Source organism: Myxococcales bacterium (assembly GCA_016703425.1).
GTDB lineage: Bacteria > Myxococcota_A > Polyangia > Polyangiales > Polyangiaceae > JADJCA01.
The window spans coordinates 232572-248709 of sequence record JADJCA010000008.1 but is presented as its reverse complement, the minus strand read 5'-3'; the positions used below and the strand labels follow the sequence as shown (position 1 = coordinate 248709).

At 69.0% G+C, this 16138-nt stretch carries 14 protein-coding genes; 10 read left to right on the top strand and 4 right to left on the bottom strand.

Annotated features, from left to right (window positions below; translation table 11 throughout):
* Positions 1–75: 75 nt before the first annotated feature.
* Complete coding sequence (locus tag IPG50_16085) at positions 76–1080, top strand: hypothetical protein (GenBank protein ID MBK6693707.1); 1005 nt, start codon at positions 76–78, stop codon at positions 1078–1080.
* 88 nt (positions 1081–1168) lie between these two features.
* Here the strand turns inward: IPG50_16085 and IPG50_16080 are convergent, their stop codons facing one another.
* Complete coding sequence (locus IPG50_16080) at positions 1169–2251, bottom strand: citrate/2-methylcitrate synthase (GenBank protein ID MBK6693706.1); 1083 nt, start codon at positions 2249–2251, stop codon at positions 1169–1171.
* On the opposite strand from IPG50_16080, the gene IPG50_16075 reads away from it, so the two are divergent.
* From IPG50_16075 to IPG50_16065, 3 genes are all read left to right on the top strand, one after another.
* Positions 2235–3191, top strand: coding sequence for a DMT family transporter (locus tag IPG50_16075; protein MBK6693705.1), 957 nt, complete (start codon positions 2235–2237; stop codon positions 3189–3191). The two genes, IPG50_16080 and IPG50_16075, sit on opposite strands and share 17 nt — an antisense overlap.
* 165 nt (positions 3192–3356) lie before the next feature.
* Complete coding sequence (locus IPG50_16070) at positions 3357–4778, top strand: trypsin-like peptidase domain-containing protein (GenBank protein ID MBK6693704.1); 1422 nt, start codon at positions 3357–3359, stop codon at positions 4776–4778.
* A gap of 61 nt (positions 4779–4839) precedes the next feature.
* Positions 4840–5646 (top strand): hypothetical protein, encoded by an 807-nt coding sequence (locus IPG50_16065; protein MBK6693703.1) that lies wholly within the window; start codon positions 4840–4842, stop codon positions 5644–5646.
* A 24-nt stretch (positions 5647–5670) separates the two neighbouring features.
* On the opposite strand, the gene IPG50_16060 is transcribed toward IPG50_16065, so the two are convergent.
* Both IPG50_16060 and IPG50_16055 read right to left on the bottom strand, forming a co-directional pair.
* A complete protein-coding gene (locus IPG50_16060; protein MBK6693702.1) occupies positions 5671–6573 on the bottom strand; it encodes a hypothetical protein in 903 nt (300 codons plus the stop codon).
* Complete coding sequence (locus tag IPG50_16055; GenBank protein ID MBK6693701.1) at positions 6528–7781, bottom strand: hypothetical protein; 1254 nt, start codon at positions 7779–7781, stop codon at positions 6528–6530. Before IPG50_16055 ends, IPG50_16060 begins: the two co-directional genes overlap by 46 nt.
* A 369-nt stretch (positions 7782–8150) precedes the next feature.
* Between IPG50_16055 and IPG50_16050 the strand changes: the two genes are divergently transcribed.
* The 3 genes from IPG50_16050 (at position 8151) to IPG50_16040 (ending at position 12055) form a co-directional block, all read left to right on the top strand.
* Positions 8151–9512 (top strand): hypothetical protein, encoded by a 1362-nt coding sequence (locus tag IPG50_16050; protein ID MBK6693700.1) that lies wholly within the window; start codon positions 8151–8153, stop codon positions 9510–9512.
* A 116-nt stretch (positions 9513–9628) separates the two neighbouring features.
* Positions 9629–11086 carry a prolyl oligopeptidase family serine peptidase gene (locus IPG50_16045; protein MBK6693699.1) on the top strand — a complete coding sequence of 486 codons (1458 nt, stop codon included), beginning with the start codon at positions 9629–9631 and terminating at the stop codon, positions 11084–11086.
* A 69-nt stretch (positions 11087–11155) separates the two neighbouring features.
* Complete coding sequence (locus tag IPG50_16040) at positions 11156–12055, top strand: hypothetical protein (protein ID MBK6693698.1); 900 nt, start codon at positions 11156–11158, stop codon at positions 12053–12055.
* A gap of 25 nt (positions 12056–12080) precedes the next feature.
* On the opposite strand, the gene IPG50_16035 is transcribed toward IPG50_16040, so the two are convergent.
* Positions 12081–12725 carry a hypothetical protein gene (locus IPG50_16035; GenBank protein MBK6693697.1) on the bottom strand — a complete coding sequence of 215 codons (645 nt, stop codon included), beginning with the start codon at positions 12723–12725 and terminating at the stop codon, positions 12081–12083.
* 237 nt (positions 12726–12962) lie between these two features.
* On the opposite strand from IPG50_16035, the gene IPG50_16030 reads away from it, so the two are divergent.
* From IPG50_16030 to IPG50_16020, 3 genes are all read left to right on the top strand, one after another.
* Positions 12963–13148, top strand: a complete 186-nt coding sequence (locus tag IPG50_16030; protein MBK6693696.1) for a hypothetical protein — start codon at positions 12963–12965, stop codon at positions 13146–13148.
* Between the two features lie 323 nt (positions 13149–13471).
* Positions 13472–14428 carry a hypothetical protein gene (locus IPG50_16025; GenBank protein ID MBK6693695.1) on the top strand — a complete coding sequence of 319 codons (957 nt, stop codon included), beginning with the start codon at positions 13472–13474 and terminating at the stop codon, positions 14426–14428.
* A 67-nt stretch (positions 14429–14495) separates the two neighbouring features.
* Positions 14496–16076: an Hsp70 family protein gene (locus tag IPG50_16020; protein MBK6693694.1), complete on the top strand. Its 1581-nt coding sequence runs from the start codon at positions 14496–14498 to the stop codon at positions 16074–16076.
* Positions 16077–16138: the final 62 nt, after the last annotated feature.

Here is a 16138-nt window from a genome sequence, read left to right as displayed (position 1 = left end):
GAGCGCGGCGGGTTGGAAACTTCCGGAGGCCCCGTGCGTTGCGTGACCGGCACTTACCTTGCATCGCGACCGCGCATGCGCCTCAGGTCCATGCTCCGCTTCATTTCCTCGTCGGCGCTGATCGCGGCCCCGCTGCTCACGGGCTGCGCCTCTGCCGACGAGGACGCCGCCATCGCCAGCAGCACCGACGCGCTCACCGCGGCGACAAGCGGAAGAGCCCTTTGTGCGCCTTCGCCCCAGCCGAGCGACGGCTGCACGACCAAGAAGGCCGAGTATCTCCTGCCGCACATCGCCGTTTTTCGTGACGTCTTCCAGGACCAGTGCATTCGACACGACCAGTGTTACGGAGCGCTGGGCGCGAGCATGAACGAGTGCGACGACGCCTTCGTTCGAGAAATGAAGGACCGCTGCAACGACAAGTTCAACAAGTACTGGCGCCCCGTCGAGTGGAGCGCGTGCCGCAGCGCCGCAGAGGACTTCTACCTGGCCGTTCGCACCGCTGGCGTCGACGCCGAGTTTGCGGAGATGCAGGCTGACGCGAAGAATCGGAGCCTGTGGGCGCGCCACTACGTGAGCTCGGAGTCGTGCGGAACCACGCCCGAGCGCTCGCAGATCTACCACCCGCGGCTGATCGAGGAGGTGCGAGCCGAGTTTCGTGCCGTCCTAGGTCGCAACCCCACGACGTTCGAGTTCTTCGACGCCGTGAACCTGTCGGACCCCGATCCGACCGACGCCGTGACGGACCCGCGCGTTTGGTTGCCGGGGATGATTCGGGCTTACGCCGCGACGCGGCCGTCCACGGCACCGGTTGCGTCGTACTCGCGCGCGGCCACGTGGAACATCGAGCTGACGGCGAGCCCGTCGGACGCGGCGTCCTATTATTGGCGCGTGGGCGCCTACAGCGAGACCGCCCCCACCATGATCATCCCGCGCGGCCAATCGATGTACGACCGTCGGTACACCTTGGAAGGCTTTCTGGTGGTGCGCGATGCGGCCGGCACCCGCGACCTCGCGCTCGTGAGCGAGTTCGTCTACGAGCCGGGCGAGTGCAGCTCCCGGCGCGGGCTGCCTTGCCGTTGATGGATCCAGGAACTTCCTCCGGCGACGGGGAGCCTGCGGCCTCCCGCGTAGGGTTATGCCACTCGAGCGAGGTGAGCTCGGCTTCGCCTCAGAGGTGGCGTTCCGGCGGCCCCGCGTAGGCGCTCTCGGGCCTCACGAGGCGCCCTTCGCCGAGTTGCTCTTCGAAGTGCGCGAGCCAACCGCACCCCACGCCCAACGCGAAGGCTGCAACATACATCGAAGGCTCCACGCCCAAGGCGTCGAGCAAGACGGCCCCCCAAAGATCGATGTTCGCGCGAAGGACCTTCGGGGCGAAGACTCGCAGAACAGCGGCTTCGAGGTCGCAGGCGGCCTTCTGGAGCGGGACGTCACTCATCGCCAGAATGGCGCTTCGGAGCGGCGGCAGCCGCGGGTCCGCGCCCTTGTAGATCCGGTGTCCAAAGCCGGGGAACACCTGCTTTTGCGCACGCCGCGAGCGAACGAGCGCGTCGACGTCGTTGCAGGCGGCCACGCTTGAGAGCAGCGCCTGCGCGTCGCGCGTGGCGCCGCCGTGACGTGGTCCAGAGAGCGTCGCGCAGGCGGCGGCAAGCGCCACGGCGGGGCTGGCTCCCGACGAGGCAGCGACGCGGCACGCGAAGGTCGATGCCGAGAGGCCGTGCTCGGCCTCGAGCGCCAAGAGCACCTCAAGGGCGCGAAGCGCCGCAGCGTCGGTTCGCTTGGCCCCGAGCGCATGGAGGGCGCGCGCGGCATAGCTCCCTCGCGGCGGCGGCGGCGCGCCTCCCACGGCCGCGACCACCGCCGGGATGCGCCCGACGAGGCGCGGCATCGCCTGAGGCGGGTCGAGCCACCAATCGTCTTCGCCGATGAGCGGCATGGCCGCGACGAGCCCTTGCTCGGAGCCCAACGCTCGCCCTAGATCGCGGGCGATGGAAGGCCGCTCGGCCTCAAGCACACTCTCGGCCAAGACGTCGCCAAAGCTCGTCGCCTGGTGGGGCAATTCGCCGCGCAACACCAGGTGCGCGATGCGCTCGTAGCTCTCTCGTTCGGCGAGCTCAGCGAGCGAATACCCGCGAACGAATGCGCCTCGGACCGGGTCAACCCAGGCGATGCGCGTGGTGGCCACGGCGACACCGGCGAGGCTCGAATCGATGGTCGGCGAAGTCGGCTCGGCGCCCATGCCTTTTCGTATCACGAGGCGGCTCGTGTTATCGAGCGGCGTGCCTACGGCGAGCCGATCCATCGAGCCGACGCGACCCGGGGATGCGGCGCTCCTCGTCGTGGCGGCGATGTCCATCGCGCTGGCGTCGCCGCTCGCCAAGGCCGTCGTGGGGCTCGGCCCGCTGGGCGTTGGCGCCGGACGCTGCGCGGTCGGTAGCGCCCTTCTGTTCCTGCTCGCGCCGCGCCTCACGCTTCGGTCGTTGGCCACCTTGACACCCAAGGGAGCCTCGCAGCTAGCCGTCGTGGGCGTCCTCCTGGCAGCCCACTTCGCGTGTTTCCTTTGGGGCCTCTCGCTCACCTCGCTGCCGGCGGCCGTCTCGCTCGTGTCCCTCGAGCCGCTCGCCGTTGTGCTGCTCTCATGGTTCGCGTTTCGCATGAGGCCTCGGGGCCTCGAGATGGTGGGCCTCGCCGTCGCTGTGGCTGGCGCCCTCGTGATCGCGCAAGGGGCCGGCCACGGCGAAAACCGCCTGATCGGTGACGTGCTCGTCGTTTTCGCGGTGGTGCTGTACGGCGCGTACGTCGCCGCCGCTCGCGGGCTTCAACACCTCCTTCCCGTGGTGCCCTACGCCGCCGCCGTCTACGGCGTCGCGGCGATTTCGCTCGTGCCCTTCGCCATCGGCGAAGCCGGCGGCGTGCCGCATCCGCCGGCCCGCACGCTGCTCTTGGTCGTGCTCATGGGCCTCTTGCCTACGCTCGTCGGGCACACGTTGATTCAAAGGCTCGCGCGCCGCCTCTCCCCGTCGGTCGTGGCCTTGGTGCCCGTTGGGGAGACGGTCGGCTCGATCGCCATCGGCGTCGCGTTTCAGGGCTTCGTCCCGACGGCGGCCGAGTGGGTCGGCGCGTTGGCCATCCTGGGCGGGGCCGTGGTCGTTTCCCGAGCGAACGTGTCGGCCCGCGCCGAGGCGAAGGGCTAGCGCTGGAGGTCCGTTGCGGGGTCAGACCGTTTTGCTGGTTGCCGCGTAAGCGTGGGAATGCCCCTGACTCGTCGCCGGTTGGTCCTCCCTGAGAGACTGCGCTTACGCTCCCTCGGCCTCACGCGACTCCGTGGGCGCACCGACGAATCAAGGAGAACTCTTGTGATGGCCCGATCCGCCCTGCCGCTCCTCTTTTCCGTCCCGCTGGTCTTCGCCCTCGGCTGCAAGAGCACCAACGCCACCGCCGAGCCACCCAAACCCGCGGGACAGGCCGAGACGACCCGCGCACCCTTCGCCACACCGCCGGTGCTTGCCGGGGCGCCCGACATCGCGACGCTGGTCGCGAAGGTGCAACCGGGCGTCGTGAGCGTTGTCGTGGATTCCGTGAGACCCGCCGCGGCCGGTGGCCTCGACATGTTCGAGTTTTTTGGCGGCCGCGGACCGCGCGGCGGCGACGAGTCGTTTCGCTCCCGGTCGCAGGGCTCGGGCTTCATCATCGACAAGGAGGGTCACGTGGTGACCAATGCGCACGTCGTCGACGGCGTGACCGACGTTCGCGTGAAGCTCGCCGACGGTCGCGAGCTCAAGGCGTCGGTCAAGGGGCGCGACCCGCGGCTTGACCTTGCGGTCCTAAAAATTCAGGGTGAAAAGGCCGATTTTCCTGCCGCCGCCCTCGGCGTCTCGGAGGCTGTGCGCGTCGGTGAATACGTGGTGGCCATGGGCAATCCGATGGGACTTGGTCACACGGTCACGATGGGCATCGTCAGCGCCAAGAGCCGCACCATCGGCGCCGGGCCCTACGACGACTTCATCCAGACCGATGCGTCGATCAACCCAGGCAACAGCGGCGGACCGCTCTTCAACCTGAAAGGCGAGGTCATCGCCATCAACACGGCGATCATCAACCCGCAGCGCGCGCAGAACATCGGCTTCGCCATCCCCGTCGACGCCCTGAAGGACGTGCTCCCGCAGCTCATCGCCAAGGGCACTGTGTCTCGCGGACGCATCGGCGTCGGCTTTCAGCCGGTCGACGCGTCGCTCGCCAAGGCGCTCGGTCTCGACAAGCCGAAGGGCGCCATCGCTTCAGACGTCGAGCCCGGCGGCCCCGCCGACCGCGCCGGCGTTCGCTCCGGCGACATTATCCTCTCGGTCGGCGCCGACGCGGTGAACGCCGCGCAAGACCTCCCGCGACTCGTGGCTAAACATGCGCCCGGCTCCAAGGTGGAACTCAAAATCCAGCGCGACCGGCAGGCCCTCTCGATCCCCATCACCCTCGAGGAGCTGAAGGAGGAGCGCGCGGCCCGCGCCCCCGTCGTGCAGGGCGGTCCTGCTGCCGCATCGTCCTCCGCGCTCGGCGTGAGCGTCGACGACGCGCCGAACGGCGGGGCCTTGGTTCGGGGCGTGACCCCGGGCAGCCGCGCCGACGGTGAGCTCATCGCCGGCGACGTCATCCTTGAGGTCAACCGCGCCCGCGTCGAAAGCGCCGCGGATCTCTCCAAGAAGGTGCAAGCTGCACCGAATTCGGGAGCGCTCTTGCTCAAGGTGCAGCGCAACGGCCGAACGCGCTTTGTCGGCATCGAGCGCTAAGCGCCGTAGTGAAGCGCCGCTGAGGGCGGGAACTTTTCCTCGTGGTAGCGTTCTCAGCACCGTGCGGCGGTTCCTTGGCCCCTCGACGTTCGTCCTCCTGGCTGGCGCCGCCACTCTGGTCCTCGCGCTCGTGACGGGCTCGACCTCGAAGGCTCATGACGGGGCCTCACGCGAAGTCGCGCCCTTCGCGTCGCACGGTCTCGGAGCGCCACCGCCGGAGCTCTCGGCGGAGGCTCGGGCCTTCGAGGACGAGACGCGGGTGGTGCCGCTCTTCGCGGGGGGCAACTTCCGAATGCCGCTGGTCAACGGGCCTCTCGAGGGGGAACGCCTGCCTGAGCCCGTGGCGCGTCGCGCCCTGGCCGTGGTTCGCCGCGAGCTCCGCCGCTACCGGCCCGAGCGCCTCGTCGCGGTAGGGCTCCGGCGCGTCGTCCTGGCCGCCGACCTGCGGGAGAACGGCAAGCTCGTCTCGTCGCTCCCCAACGTAGCCGGCGCGCTCATCCTCGACGGCGCCGTGCCGGAAGCCTTTCTCGTGCGCCTCGTGCACCACGAGGTCTTCCATTTCTTCGACTTCGCCGATCCGGAACGGCGCGCAGAGAATGAGCGATGGCACGGGGAGCATCATCTCTTCGCGTACGGCGAGGGCGGTCGCTCGGTGCGCGCCGCCAGCGCCGGCGACGTGACCCGCGAGCACCCGGGCTTCCTCACGCGCTACGCGATGAGCGCCGTCGAGGAAGACAAGGCCGAGGTTTTCTCGCTGCTCATGACGAAGCCCGAGCTCGTCAGGGAGCGGGCCGACGCCGACGCCGTCGTGGGCGCGAAGGTCGGCCACCTCCGCGGCAAGCTCCGGCGCCTCGCACCGGAGCTCTAGAGCCGCTCAAGAGCGCCCCTCTCGTTACTGAAGGATCGTCTTCGCCGACGGCGGAAGCGTCAGGCCCGAGCCGAGGGTCGCCGACTTGTCGAGCGGGTTCTGAGGCATCGCGCAGCGGCCGAAGGTGTCGGCGTCTTTCGCGTCGAGCAGACACGACTGCGTGGCTTGCGGAAGCGGTTGCCCCTCGCACTTGAAGCGGAGCGCGAAGCGCGTGTGGGATGGAATCGCCTGGGGCTTCGCCATGTCGAAGCGGGCGAGCTTGTCCTTGAGCGCCGCGCAGTCCTTGTCGGTGGCGCGCGGGGCGAGCACGTGGCTGGCCCACTCGCCGCCGACGATTTGCGCGAGGCTCGCTTCGGGAATCGGCTGCTTCTTGATGAGCGCTTGGGTGATCGTCGCGGCGGCCTCCTGGTCCTCCGTCGACTTCGTCATGACTTCGCGCATCTCCTTCTTCTCGGAGTCGCTGAACTTCTCGGCGAGACGAAAACTGACAACGCGTCCGTCGCGCTTCACGGTACCGCTCTTGATGGCACGCATGAAGGGGTCGATGGCCACGCCCCACTTCTTGTGACCGAGTTGGGAGGGCGCCTCGCGAACCAGCTTGGTGAGCTTGCTCTCGTTGTTTTCGATGGCCGACTTCCAGTCGCGTGTCGCGTCCTTGAGCTCGGCTTCCACATCTTTCGCGGCGTCGCCGTCGCGCGCCACGAAGATGAGGTTGAAGCGCACGCCGTCGGAGTCCTGAATCGGCGCGGCGAGCTCGTAGGTCACGGCGCGGACCTTGGAGTCGATGGCCGACGCGTTCTTCTCAACCGACTTGGGCAGGCACTCCTCGACGAACTTCGAGCCGGCGCCGCTGTCGAAGCCGGCGTGGCTGCAGGGGAGCTTCAAGAGCGACGACGCGGCCTTCTGGCGCGCATCGGCGCGCCGCACCGCGAGACCTTCACCAGAGTCGAAGGCGAGCTGCAGGTTCTCGACGGTCGTGGAGATCTCTTTGCGCGGCTTGAGTACGAGCGCGCGAAGGCCTCGACGGCGCTCCGTCGGCCAAATAACCAGTTGGTCTTGTCGTTGAAGGCCGCGAGCGACTGCTCCGTGCACTCGCCGTCCTTGTCGTCGGCCTTGGTGCTGTTGCCGAGGCCGGCGCTGCCGCTCCACTTGAAGTCCGGTTCGGTCTTCTTGGGCGACACGAGGCAATAGCCGGACATGCCCGCGAAGGTCTGGCGCGCGAAGCCGTATTTCGTCGGCAGCTCGGTCAGCTTCAGGTGGAGCATTTGAACGCCCAAGAACTTCTTGTCGTCTCCGTCGTGGAACACGAGCTCGGTGTACGACGGCGACTCGAGCGCCGCGACGAGGCTCTGGCCGCACTCGAGCGTGGCCCGCCGCGCTTCGAGGGTCTTCGGATCGAAGAGCGAGACGGCGTCGGCCGGCGACGCTCGAAGTCGCGCGAGGCGCTCGGTGAAATCGCTGCCGGCGCCGCAAACGTGGCGCGCGAGGTCCGACGCGAGGAACGCGTCACGCAGCGCGGGCGCGCCGTCGGCGCCGGGGAAACGGTCCTCTTGAACGAAGTCCGTGTCGGTCGGGAGCTGGGCGGCCTCGACGGGCAGCGGCTTGTGCGTCGTGTGGAAGAGCGCGTACGCGCCTACGCCGAGACCCGTCAGGAGCAGGAGCCCGCCGAAGGCACCGCCGGCGATCATGGCGATGGTCTGCGTTGAGGGTCCCGTCTTCGCGGGCGCGTGGTGCTGCGGCGGGACCGAGCCGTAGCCGTTCGGGGTCGCTTGCCAGCCGAGCGGCGGCAAGCTGCCGTAGCTCGCTTGCGGCGGCGCGCCGTAGGCGTTGGCCGGCATGGGCGCGGGAGGAGCGCCATATCCGCTCGCCACTGGTGGGGGACCGTAGCCCGTGACCGGCACCGCGTAGGCGGTCGGCGTTTGCGCGGGGGCGGCCGGCGGTCCGTAGCCGGCGGGCTGCCCGTACGCGCTTGGAGGAGCGCCGTAGCCCGACGACGGTCCGTAGGCGGCTTGCGTGGGCGGCGGACCGTACCCCGTTGTTGGCGGGCCGTAGCTCGCTTGAGCCGGAGGACCGTAGCTCGCTTGGGTTGCTGGCTGCGTGGACCCCCGTTGCGGCGGCGCCGGCAGAGCGGTCATCCCAGAGTTTGGCGGCGGAGGGAGGGGGGAGCGCGTGGTCATGGGCCTTCGGGTCTACGGCGCAGCGACGGCGGATCTCCCCGGTGCGCGCGCGCCGCAGCGGCGTCGTCCTGTCACGTCCGGAGGTCGGCGCAAGCGTTCGCTCCGCAAACGATCTCCCAGGACTGCAATCGACCGCGGAAGGCGACGTCAGGCCTCGCGGCCCGCCGGAAAATCCCCCTCAGTACCGCCCAGGGTGGCAATTCCTAACGCAACTGGATCGGCGCGCTTCCATGACGTCGCCAAACGGTGACGCGAAATCATTACGTTTTACGACAAAGGCCCCATGGTACGACACGTGCTCACATACGTATCGTAGGAGAGACGATCATGAAAAGCCTTGTTCTTACGAGCGTTTTTGCGTTGGCCCTCGGTGCGGTTGCTCCCGCCCTCGCTGGATGTTCATCCGGCGCGCAGGGGGGTGAAGAAGAGGTCGACCAGGGCGCCCTGGAAGAGACCGGCCCGCAGGTCGTCAATCTCCCGTTCTACTTCGGCGTGCCGCAAGCCTCGCTTACCCAGATGAGGGCGGCGGAGCGCGGACACCCCTACAGCACCATCTGGCAAGGCGCGAAGGGCGCCCACAACGAGATCGGGCTCCGCATCATCGCGGTCCCCGGCGCCGCTCGCTCGAGCGTCATGAAGGAGCTCGCGGAATCCAAGGTCATCCAGACCGGCGACGTGATGCTCAGCTTCCGCCCCGGCCTCGGCGAGACGATCCCGTACGCTCACCTCCAGATGGGCACGACGCACGCGGGCATCGTTCGCGTCCAGGGCACGCAGGGTCACACCGTTGACCAACCGCTCGACCTGGAGCACAACGACCCCTCCAACGCGAAGGGCCGCCTCGTCAGCAGCCACTACTCGAAGGTCCCCGCGCTCCACATCGTGCGGCCCCGTTCGATGAACACCGAGCTTCGTGCCAACCTAGACGCGTGGCTCGACCTCGCCGAGGACATGATCGGCTCGCCGGGCCGTCCGGGCTTCAACGACAACTACCTGGCGCCCGCCACGGTGCACCCCAAGTTCGGTGGGAACCCGGCCAACGTCGCCTTCACGATCGGCAAGGGCCTCATCGCTGGGAACATCCGCCAGGCCCTCGGCGTCGACATGAACCCCGAGAAGGACGGCGAGCAGCAGATCTTCTGCAGCGAGCTGGCCTACCACCTCCTCTCGCTCGCCAACTGCACCGTCGACGAGGTTCGCAACGCCACGAGCGCGCCCGAGTGCGCGTCGAAGTCGCCGTTCCCGATGATGTCCTTCGCCGGCCAGAACGCCGCCGAGGGACTCGGCGAAGGCCCGCTGCTCAACGCCATCGCGGCGAAGGGCGCTGGCGACCCGGCGGCGCTCCTGGGCTCCGTCTTCAAGGAAGGCAACACCAACTCGACGGAGCTCTCGTCGGGTCACCGCGGCGCGAACAAGATGCTCATCGAGAAGGGCATCGTGCAGGGCCTCCAGATGGTCTACCAACTGCGCGGGCAGAACGCGAACGCGGTGCTCCCGGCCCAGCTCGAGGGACTCCGCAAGGAAATCCCCGCGAACTACTCGCCCACGGCGTTCCTCATCGACACCATCAAGGACGAGCGCGTCCGCGGCTTCGATTACGTCGCCACGGTGGTCTTCGTCGATGGCGCGCAAGCGGCCGCGGTGCAGGCGCTCAAGTCGAACCCGATCCCGCGCACCGAAGCGCCCTGATTCGTCGCTAGCGCTGCCACCACAAAATTGGCATCACAAAATGGCGCCGGGCGAGAGGGGCTTTCTCCTCTCCACCGGCGCCTTCTTCTTTCCCGCGTGCTAACCGAACCGAGCCCATGCCGAAAACCTCCTCCGCGCTCTTCGCCCTAACGGCCCTTGCTCTCCTCGCGTGCGGTGCATGCAGCGCCGAGAGCCCCGCCGATGCGGCAGCGGCCGGTGGCCCCGGCGGCGGTGAGGCTGCGGCCGATGTCGACGGCGGTGCCCAAGGCCCCGGCGGGCCCACAGGCCAAGGCGCAGCGACGCCGCCGGTGGTGCTCCCCGCCGATCCCGCCACCGATTGCCCCGCGCCCTACAACGCAAAGGGCGCTGGGCCCAAGGCTGGCGCGAACGCGCAGTATTCGATCGCCGGTCAGTCACGCAGCTTCACGCTGCTCTTGCCGCCGGCCACGTTCACCGGACCAAGGCCGCTGCTCTTCTCGTTCCACGGCACCACCGAGAACGCCGACAAGTTCATCACCCGCGCGAAGCTCCAGGACTTCGTGAACAAGGGTTTCATCGTCGTTGCGCCGAACGCCGCGGGCAACGGCACGTATTGGCCCGTCTGGGACGGCATGCGCGGCGTGGGGCACGAGGCCGATCCGAACAAAGATCTCGAGCTCGTCGACAGTCTCCTCAAGTGCTCGGCGGCTCACTACGAGGTCGACAAGAACCGCGTCTACGGCGTGGGCCACTCGGCCGGCGGGATCTTCATGAACCGCCTCCTGCGTAGCCGCTCGAAGGACTTCGCCGGCGGCATCGTCGGCTCCGGCGTGTTCTCGCTCACCAAGACGGATTCGAGCGCCAACCTCGACGGCATGTTCGTGCTGGTCACGTGGGGCGGCGACAACGACACCTACAAGGGCACGACGCCCAGCGGCGTCAACGTGCCGTCGTTCAGCTTCGTCGAGCAAGCGTCGCTCGCGTCGACGTTCTACGAAGCCGAGAAGAACGTCGGCCAGGCGTATTGTCGCGGCAACGACATCGGCCACGCGTGGCTGCCGCTCAACACGTGGTTCATCGAGCAGCTGCTCGCGCATCCCAAGGGCAGCGCGACACCCGGTGCCGTCGTGCTCCCGCCCTTGCCGGGTGGCTCGCCGGCGGTCTGCAAGACCGGCGCGTACCCGCTCCCGCCGCTGCCCGACGTGACGTGCGGTTCGAGCACGCGCGCCGGCTGCCAGCAGGCCTGCCAGCTCATGGCCGATTGCGCCGCGGAGAATCGGACCGTCGGGACCGCTCTCGGCGCCCAACTGGCGTCGCTGGGGTTCTCCGGTACGAGCTGCACGGGCTGCGTCGACAAGTGCGAGGCGAAGGCAACGACGGCCACCGATGCGCAGGCGCTCTCGTGCTTCCAGACGCGTCAAGCGAGCGCGAGCTGCGGTCCGGGCATCGACGGCGCTCAGCCGCTCATCGACGCCATCAACGACTGCTGCGCCGGCAAGACCGGGTCGAAGTTCTGCGTGGGCCTCTGCCAGACGATCAACCAGAACTCGGCGGCGAAGTCGTTCTTCCCGACGTGCCAAGCCATCGCTCCCTGACGACCCGTCGCGGACGGTGCGTTGACAGATTGACGCTCACTGTTCGGTCACTTCGGCGATGCTGCGTGGGTGAGGTCCTTGTGGATTCGGGGCGCCTGGCTGCTCGCCGCTTCCGGCTGCGCCGCCTTTGCGCCACGACCGACCTTCGGCGAGCTGCCACGCGACCTTGGGTTTTCGGTCGTGCGCGGCGATTGTCCACGCTCGCGGGGTGAGCTTGTTCGCGCTGCGGCTCTCCAAAGCGGCGCCGCCGAGGCGACGCTCGCCCCGGACCTTCGCCGAGACTTCGCCTGCCTCTCGGTGCGCGACAACGTGGTTCGCGACGAGATGGGCGAGTGCACGCCGCCGGCGGAGTTTGTCTTCGCCACGCCCATCCCGGCGCGTCGCCGCGTCGCCGCCGATCTCGCCTACGTGGGCCTCGACCCGCGCGAATACAGCTACGATCTCGTGCCAGAGGTCGACGGAGCGCTCGGTGTCGAGGTCCGCATCCACTTCAAAGGTGACCTCGGCGCGCGGCCCGAACGAGTCGCGGTCATGCAACAGAAGCTCGCCGACGCCGCGAACCTTTGGACGCGCGGGAGTCCTGGCGGCCGGATGCGCTTTCGGTTTTTCGCGGTCGCGCGCGAGGACAACCCCCACTACGTCATCGACCTCGCCGAGGGGTCGCCGAGGACGCCGTTCGACCTCACCTGGGGTGCCGACTGGTCGGCGCACCTCATCGCGCACGAGGTGGGCCACATGATGGGTCTCGACGACGAATACGGGCAGCTCGCGAAGACCTGGGGTCACGCCGTCGGACAAGAGGCCGCGTGGCGTGCCGACGCGGCGGTGCGGCTCGCGTGGCTCTCGTGCGATCTGGGCAGCCTCATGTGCGACTCGAAAGGTGAGTCGGCACGGCCTCTTCTGCACCACTACTACGTCATCGCGCGTCGCCGTTTCTGTCGACCGAAGCCCTATCGATGGGGGCCGTAGCCGCGGAACGCGCATCGTGAAGCGCCTATTCGATGACGAACTCGGCGTCGTCGATCAGCACGCAGCCCTTCTGATGGCTGTCGTTTGAAAGCAGGATGAGAAATTCCGCGGTGGTCATGTCGCCTGCCCACCTTTCGTGGTCGACGAGCGCCAGCTCGGTCCATGCGCCCGCACTGAGGAGAACGACGGGCGACTTGTGCTCGGGGCTGCGGGCAGTGGCCGTCGAGGCGGAAATCACCACGGCCGCGGCGAGCCGGCCGTTGCCGTTGCTCAGCGCCTCGTCGGACTTCACCCAAACGCGCGCCGAAAACCGGCTGAAGAGCGCAGGCACGGCGAACGAGGCGAAAACGTCGCCGCGTGCTTCGCCCCCGTCGAAGCAGACCTTGCAGGCGCGCGCACCCGAGCGGCCCTCACTCGACAAGCTGCGCGTCGCCAGGAAGCCCTCCCAAGAATCGCCGCAGAGCGTCGCGCCCTTCTCGAAGCCGCCGTTCGGGAGGAGACCGTTGCGAGCCCCTCCGTCAACGACGTCGGCCGCTCCCGCCGCGTCGGCGCCGGCGTCGTCGATGGCCTGAGCGGTGACCACGGAGGCGGTCTCGTGGAATTCGAGCACCGCCTGGCAGGCCGTCGGCAACGTGACGCCGAGAAGCAGCACCGAACAGCGTCGGACCATCCGAGGCGAAAGCGTAGCAGCATGCCCTCGCGCGACGGAACCCGTCCCCGAAGGGAGCCCTAGGTTCTCGCGCCCCGAAACGCCGCGAGCCTGGCCCTCGGGGAGCAGCGCCGTGGAACGGTCGCGGGCACGTGGCTCCTCGAGGTAACACGGGCCGGTGCGACTCCGCGTTCTCGCACACGGCACACCGGCTCAGAAACGTGTTGCGCGCCCGAGGGGTGTGCTAAGGCTCCGCCCATGCCGAAGTTCGATTGGCGCAAGGCTGCGGAGCGGTTCCGCGCGAAGAGTCTGGGAACGTCGGCGCGCCCAGATGACGACGACGATGACGACGACACCCCGGGCCCGTCGGCTTCGGCTCCCGTCGGTTGGTTGCCGTTTTTCGGTCCGCGCGGCGGCGGCTTCGGTCAGCCCGAACTCGCGTAGTCGATACGGACGCGCAAAGCGTCGGCCCCTTCGCTGCCCAGGGCGGCTGCTCGTGTCGCAGGGAGCGGTGCCACGCCCCGCAAGCGCGGTGAAAATCGTTGCTGCTCCAACGTTCGCGCTGGGACCACGGATCCGGCTCGGAATCGGCACGCGCCTTCCGTTCACCACGGAACAGTCGCATAAGTGGCGGAATCATAGGCATTTGACCGCTCGACACCCGCCCTCGAGCGGCTAGAACGCACTGGTACGAAGGGTGATACGGACTGACTCGGCTGCCGCGCAGCTCGAGCTAAGGCTGTCGCGGCTTTCACCAGAGGTTCCACGTGCTCCGCTTCTCCAAGCGCTCCCGGCTGACGTTTTCCTCCATCCCCGACGATGCGCGGTCGGAGGAAGGCTCGGGCACGCGTCCCCGCGACTCCAACTCACACAAGGCGTCGAGCCCGACAGGCACCCAAGGCGCCAATTCATCGCTTTGGGGCACAAGAGCGCCGGCCACGCCGATGCCGCCGCCGACCGGCGTGCCCGCGAGTCTGCGACTCCCGGCCGTCCCGGCCCGCAAGGCGAACCCGCCGCCGCTGCCTCGCGCTGCAAGCGGTCGCACCTCGTTGCCGGCCGTCCCGGCGCCCTCGCTGCCACCACCGCCGCTCCCCTCGCGAGCGTCGACCGTCGCGTTGCCCAAGGTGTCGGCCCCCGCGCCTCGCCCCGCTCCGCCCACCGACCGCCGCGCCGACGACCGCACCGATAGCCCCGCTGAGCCCGGCGCCGGGCGCGCTCGTCCGGGCTGGGGTTACTCGCTCGCGCTCCTTGCGATGGGCGTCGTCGCTGGCATCAGCGCGTCGTCGGCCATCAGCCATTTTTCAGCGCTGCGCCGCTCCGCGCCCTCCGAAGGCCCCGTCGTGGTGACGTCGCTGGAGGTGCCCGCGCACAGCGCGGAGCCGGCGCGCAGCGACACGCCGCCGCCGGCCGTGCCCGCCGCCGAGCTTCGCTTCGACACGCCGCTCGACATCGTCGTGCCGCCGCCGGTTTCTCCGAGCGCGGCCGTCGCGGTCGCACCGGTCGCGCCCGTGTCTCCGCGCCCCCCGGCGTCCGCCGCTCCCGCGGCGCGCGCCGTCACGCGCGAGGTCGCCCCGCCCGTGCCCCCGGCGAGCCCGAAGGGCGCTGAGGCCCCCCGCGCGCGCGCGGATAAATCTCCAGAATCGCTGCCATCACCGGCCGCATCGATGAGCCCCGCCGCCGTCGACGCGCTCGTGCGCGAGCGGCTACGAACGTCGCTTCGATAAGCGCTGCGAGAAAGTCGCGCTCGCCGCCTTTCTCGCCCGGGAACGCGGCTATAGTGCGCCCCTTCCCATGAGCCGATCTTCGAAAACGCGCCGCGGACCCGCGCCCGCTAGCAAGGCTGTGCTCGGCATCGACTTCGGTACGACGCGAACCGTCGTCGCCGTGGCCGACCGGGGCAACTACCCCGTCGTCAGCTTCGAAACGAACGACGGCGACTCCGTCGAGTGGTTCCCCTCCATCGTCGCTGTGCGCGGTGACGACTTCCGCTTCGGGTTCGACGCGCTCGACGTCGCACGCGAGCCCGACTGGAAGATCGTTCGCTCCATGAAGCGGCTCCTGGCGACGCCGGACGTCGGCACCGAGCCCGCCTTCGGCGTCGGCCGTGGGGCGGCGGAGGTGCTTCCGCGTTTTCTCGAGGCCCTCTCCACGGCGCTGCGCGAGCGGTCGAACGTCGCCGACGCGCTCCGCGACGGAGCCCTCGAGGTGGTCATCGCCGCGCCCGCCAACGCCTTCTGCGCGCAGCGCTTCTACACGCTCGAAGCCTTTAGGCACGCCGGCTTCAAAGTCCGTGCATTGCTCAACGAACCGTCGGCCGCCGGCTTCGAATACGCGCACCGTTACGCGCGCACCATGAGCTCGTCTCGCGAAGGGGTCATCGTCTACGACCTCGGTGGCGGCACCTTCGACGCGTCCCTGGTGCGCATGAGCGGCGCGCGCCACGACGTCGTGCGCGCCGCTGGCATCTCGCGGCTCGGCGGCGACGACTTCGATGCGGCCCTCGCCGAGCTCGCGCTTGCGGAGGCCGGTCGCGAGGGCGGCCTCGCGTCCCTCGAGGCGAGCGCTGCACAAAAGCTCCTCGACGACTGCCGCGCGGCCAAAGAGGCGCTCACGCCGAGCGCTCGCAAGGTCTCCGTCGACGTCGACGCCGCGCTCGGCCTCCCGTCGCGAGCTATCTCGGTGGCGACCGCGGACTACTACGATGCGTGCACGCCGCTCGTCGAACGCACCATCGAAGCCATGGCTCCGCTCTTCGAGGACGGCGCGCTGCCCTTCGACGTGGCTGGGCTCTATGTCGTGGGGGGCGCGAGCTCGCTCCCCCTCGTCGGGCGCGTCCTGAAGGCGCGTTTCGGTCGCCGCGTTCACCGCTCGCCGTATCCGCACGCGGCCGTCGCCATCGGCCTCGCCATTTTTGGCGACGACACGGCAGGCTTTGAGCTCGTCGATCGGTTCTCCCGCAACTTCGGCGTCTTTCGCGAAGAAGAGGACGGCCGCCGACCCACCTACGATCCCATCGTGACGCACGACGTGCCGCTGCCGGCGCCGGGCCATTCGCCGGTCGTCGTTCGTCGCCGCTACCGAGCCGCGCACGACGTCGGGCACTATCGCTTCTTTGAGTGCGCCACCTTCGATGACCATGGCGTTCCGCGCGGTGACATGGCACCGGTCACGGAGCTCTACTTCCCCTTCGCGGCAAAGCTTCGCGGAGCCGAGGTCGACCTCGTGAGTCACTCGGTCTCACGGCTCGGGGGCGAAGGACCGCTCGTCGAGGAGCGCTACTCGGTCGACGAAAACGGCGTCGTCCGGGTGACCATCGTGGACCTCGAGTCGGGCTTCGAGAAGTCGTCGCGTCTCGCGCAACCGACGGCGTAGAACCGGCGCACCCCCCGCACGGCTGCGCGTTACGTTGCCCGACCTGTGGGGGCGGTGCCTCC

Excerpts from the sequence above, each read along its gene's own strand:
- IPG50_16085 (MBK6693707.1), top strand. The coding sequence starts at position 76 with ATGCGCCTCAGGTCCATGCTCCGCTTCATTTCCTCGTCGGCGCTGATC.
- IPG50_16075 (MBK6693705.1), top strand. The coding sequence starts at position 2,235 with ATGCCTTTTCGTATCACGAGGCGGCTCGTGTTATCGAGCGGCGTGCCT.
- IPG50_16070 (MBK6693704.1), top strand. The coding sequence starts at position 3,357 with ATGGCCCGATCCGCCCTGCCGCTCCTCTTTTCCGTCCCGCTGGTCTTC.
- IPG50_16055 (MBK6693701.1), bottom strand. The coding sequence starts at position 7,781 with ATGACCGCTCTGCCGGCGCCGCCGCAACGGGGGTCCACGCAGCCAGCA.
- IPG50_16050 (MBK6693700.1), top strand. The coding sequence starts at position 8,151 with ATGAAAAGCCTTGTTCTTACGAGCGTTTTTGCGTTGGCCCTCGGTGCG.
- IPG50_16045 (MBK6693699.1), top strand. The coding sequence starts at position 9,629 with ATGCCGAAAACCTCCTCCGCGCTCTTCGCCCTAACGGCCCTTGCTCTC.
- IPG50_16035 (MBK6693697.1), bottom strand. The coding sequence starts at position 12,725 with ATGGTCCGACGCTGTTCGGTGCTGCTTCTCGGCGTCACGTTGCCGACG.
- IPG50_16030 (MBK6693696.1), top strand. The coding sequence starts at position 12,963 with ATGCCGAAGTTCGATTGGCGCAAGGCTGCGGAGCGGTTCCGCGCGAAG.
- IPG50_16020 (MBK6693694.1), top strand. The coding sequence starts at position 14,496 with ATGAGCCGATCTTCGAAAACGCGCCGCGGACCCGCGCCCGCTAGCAAG.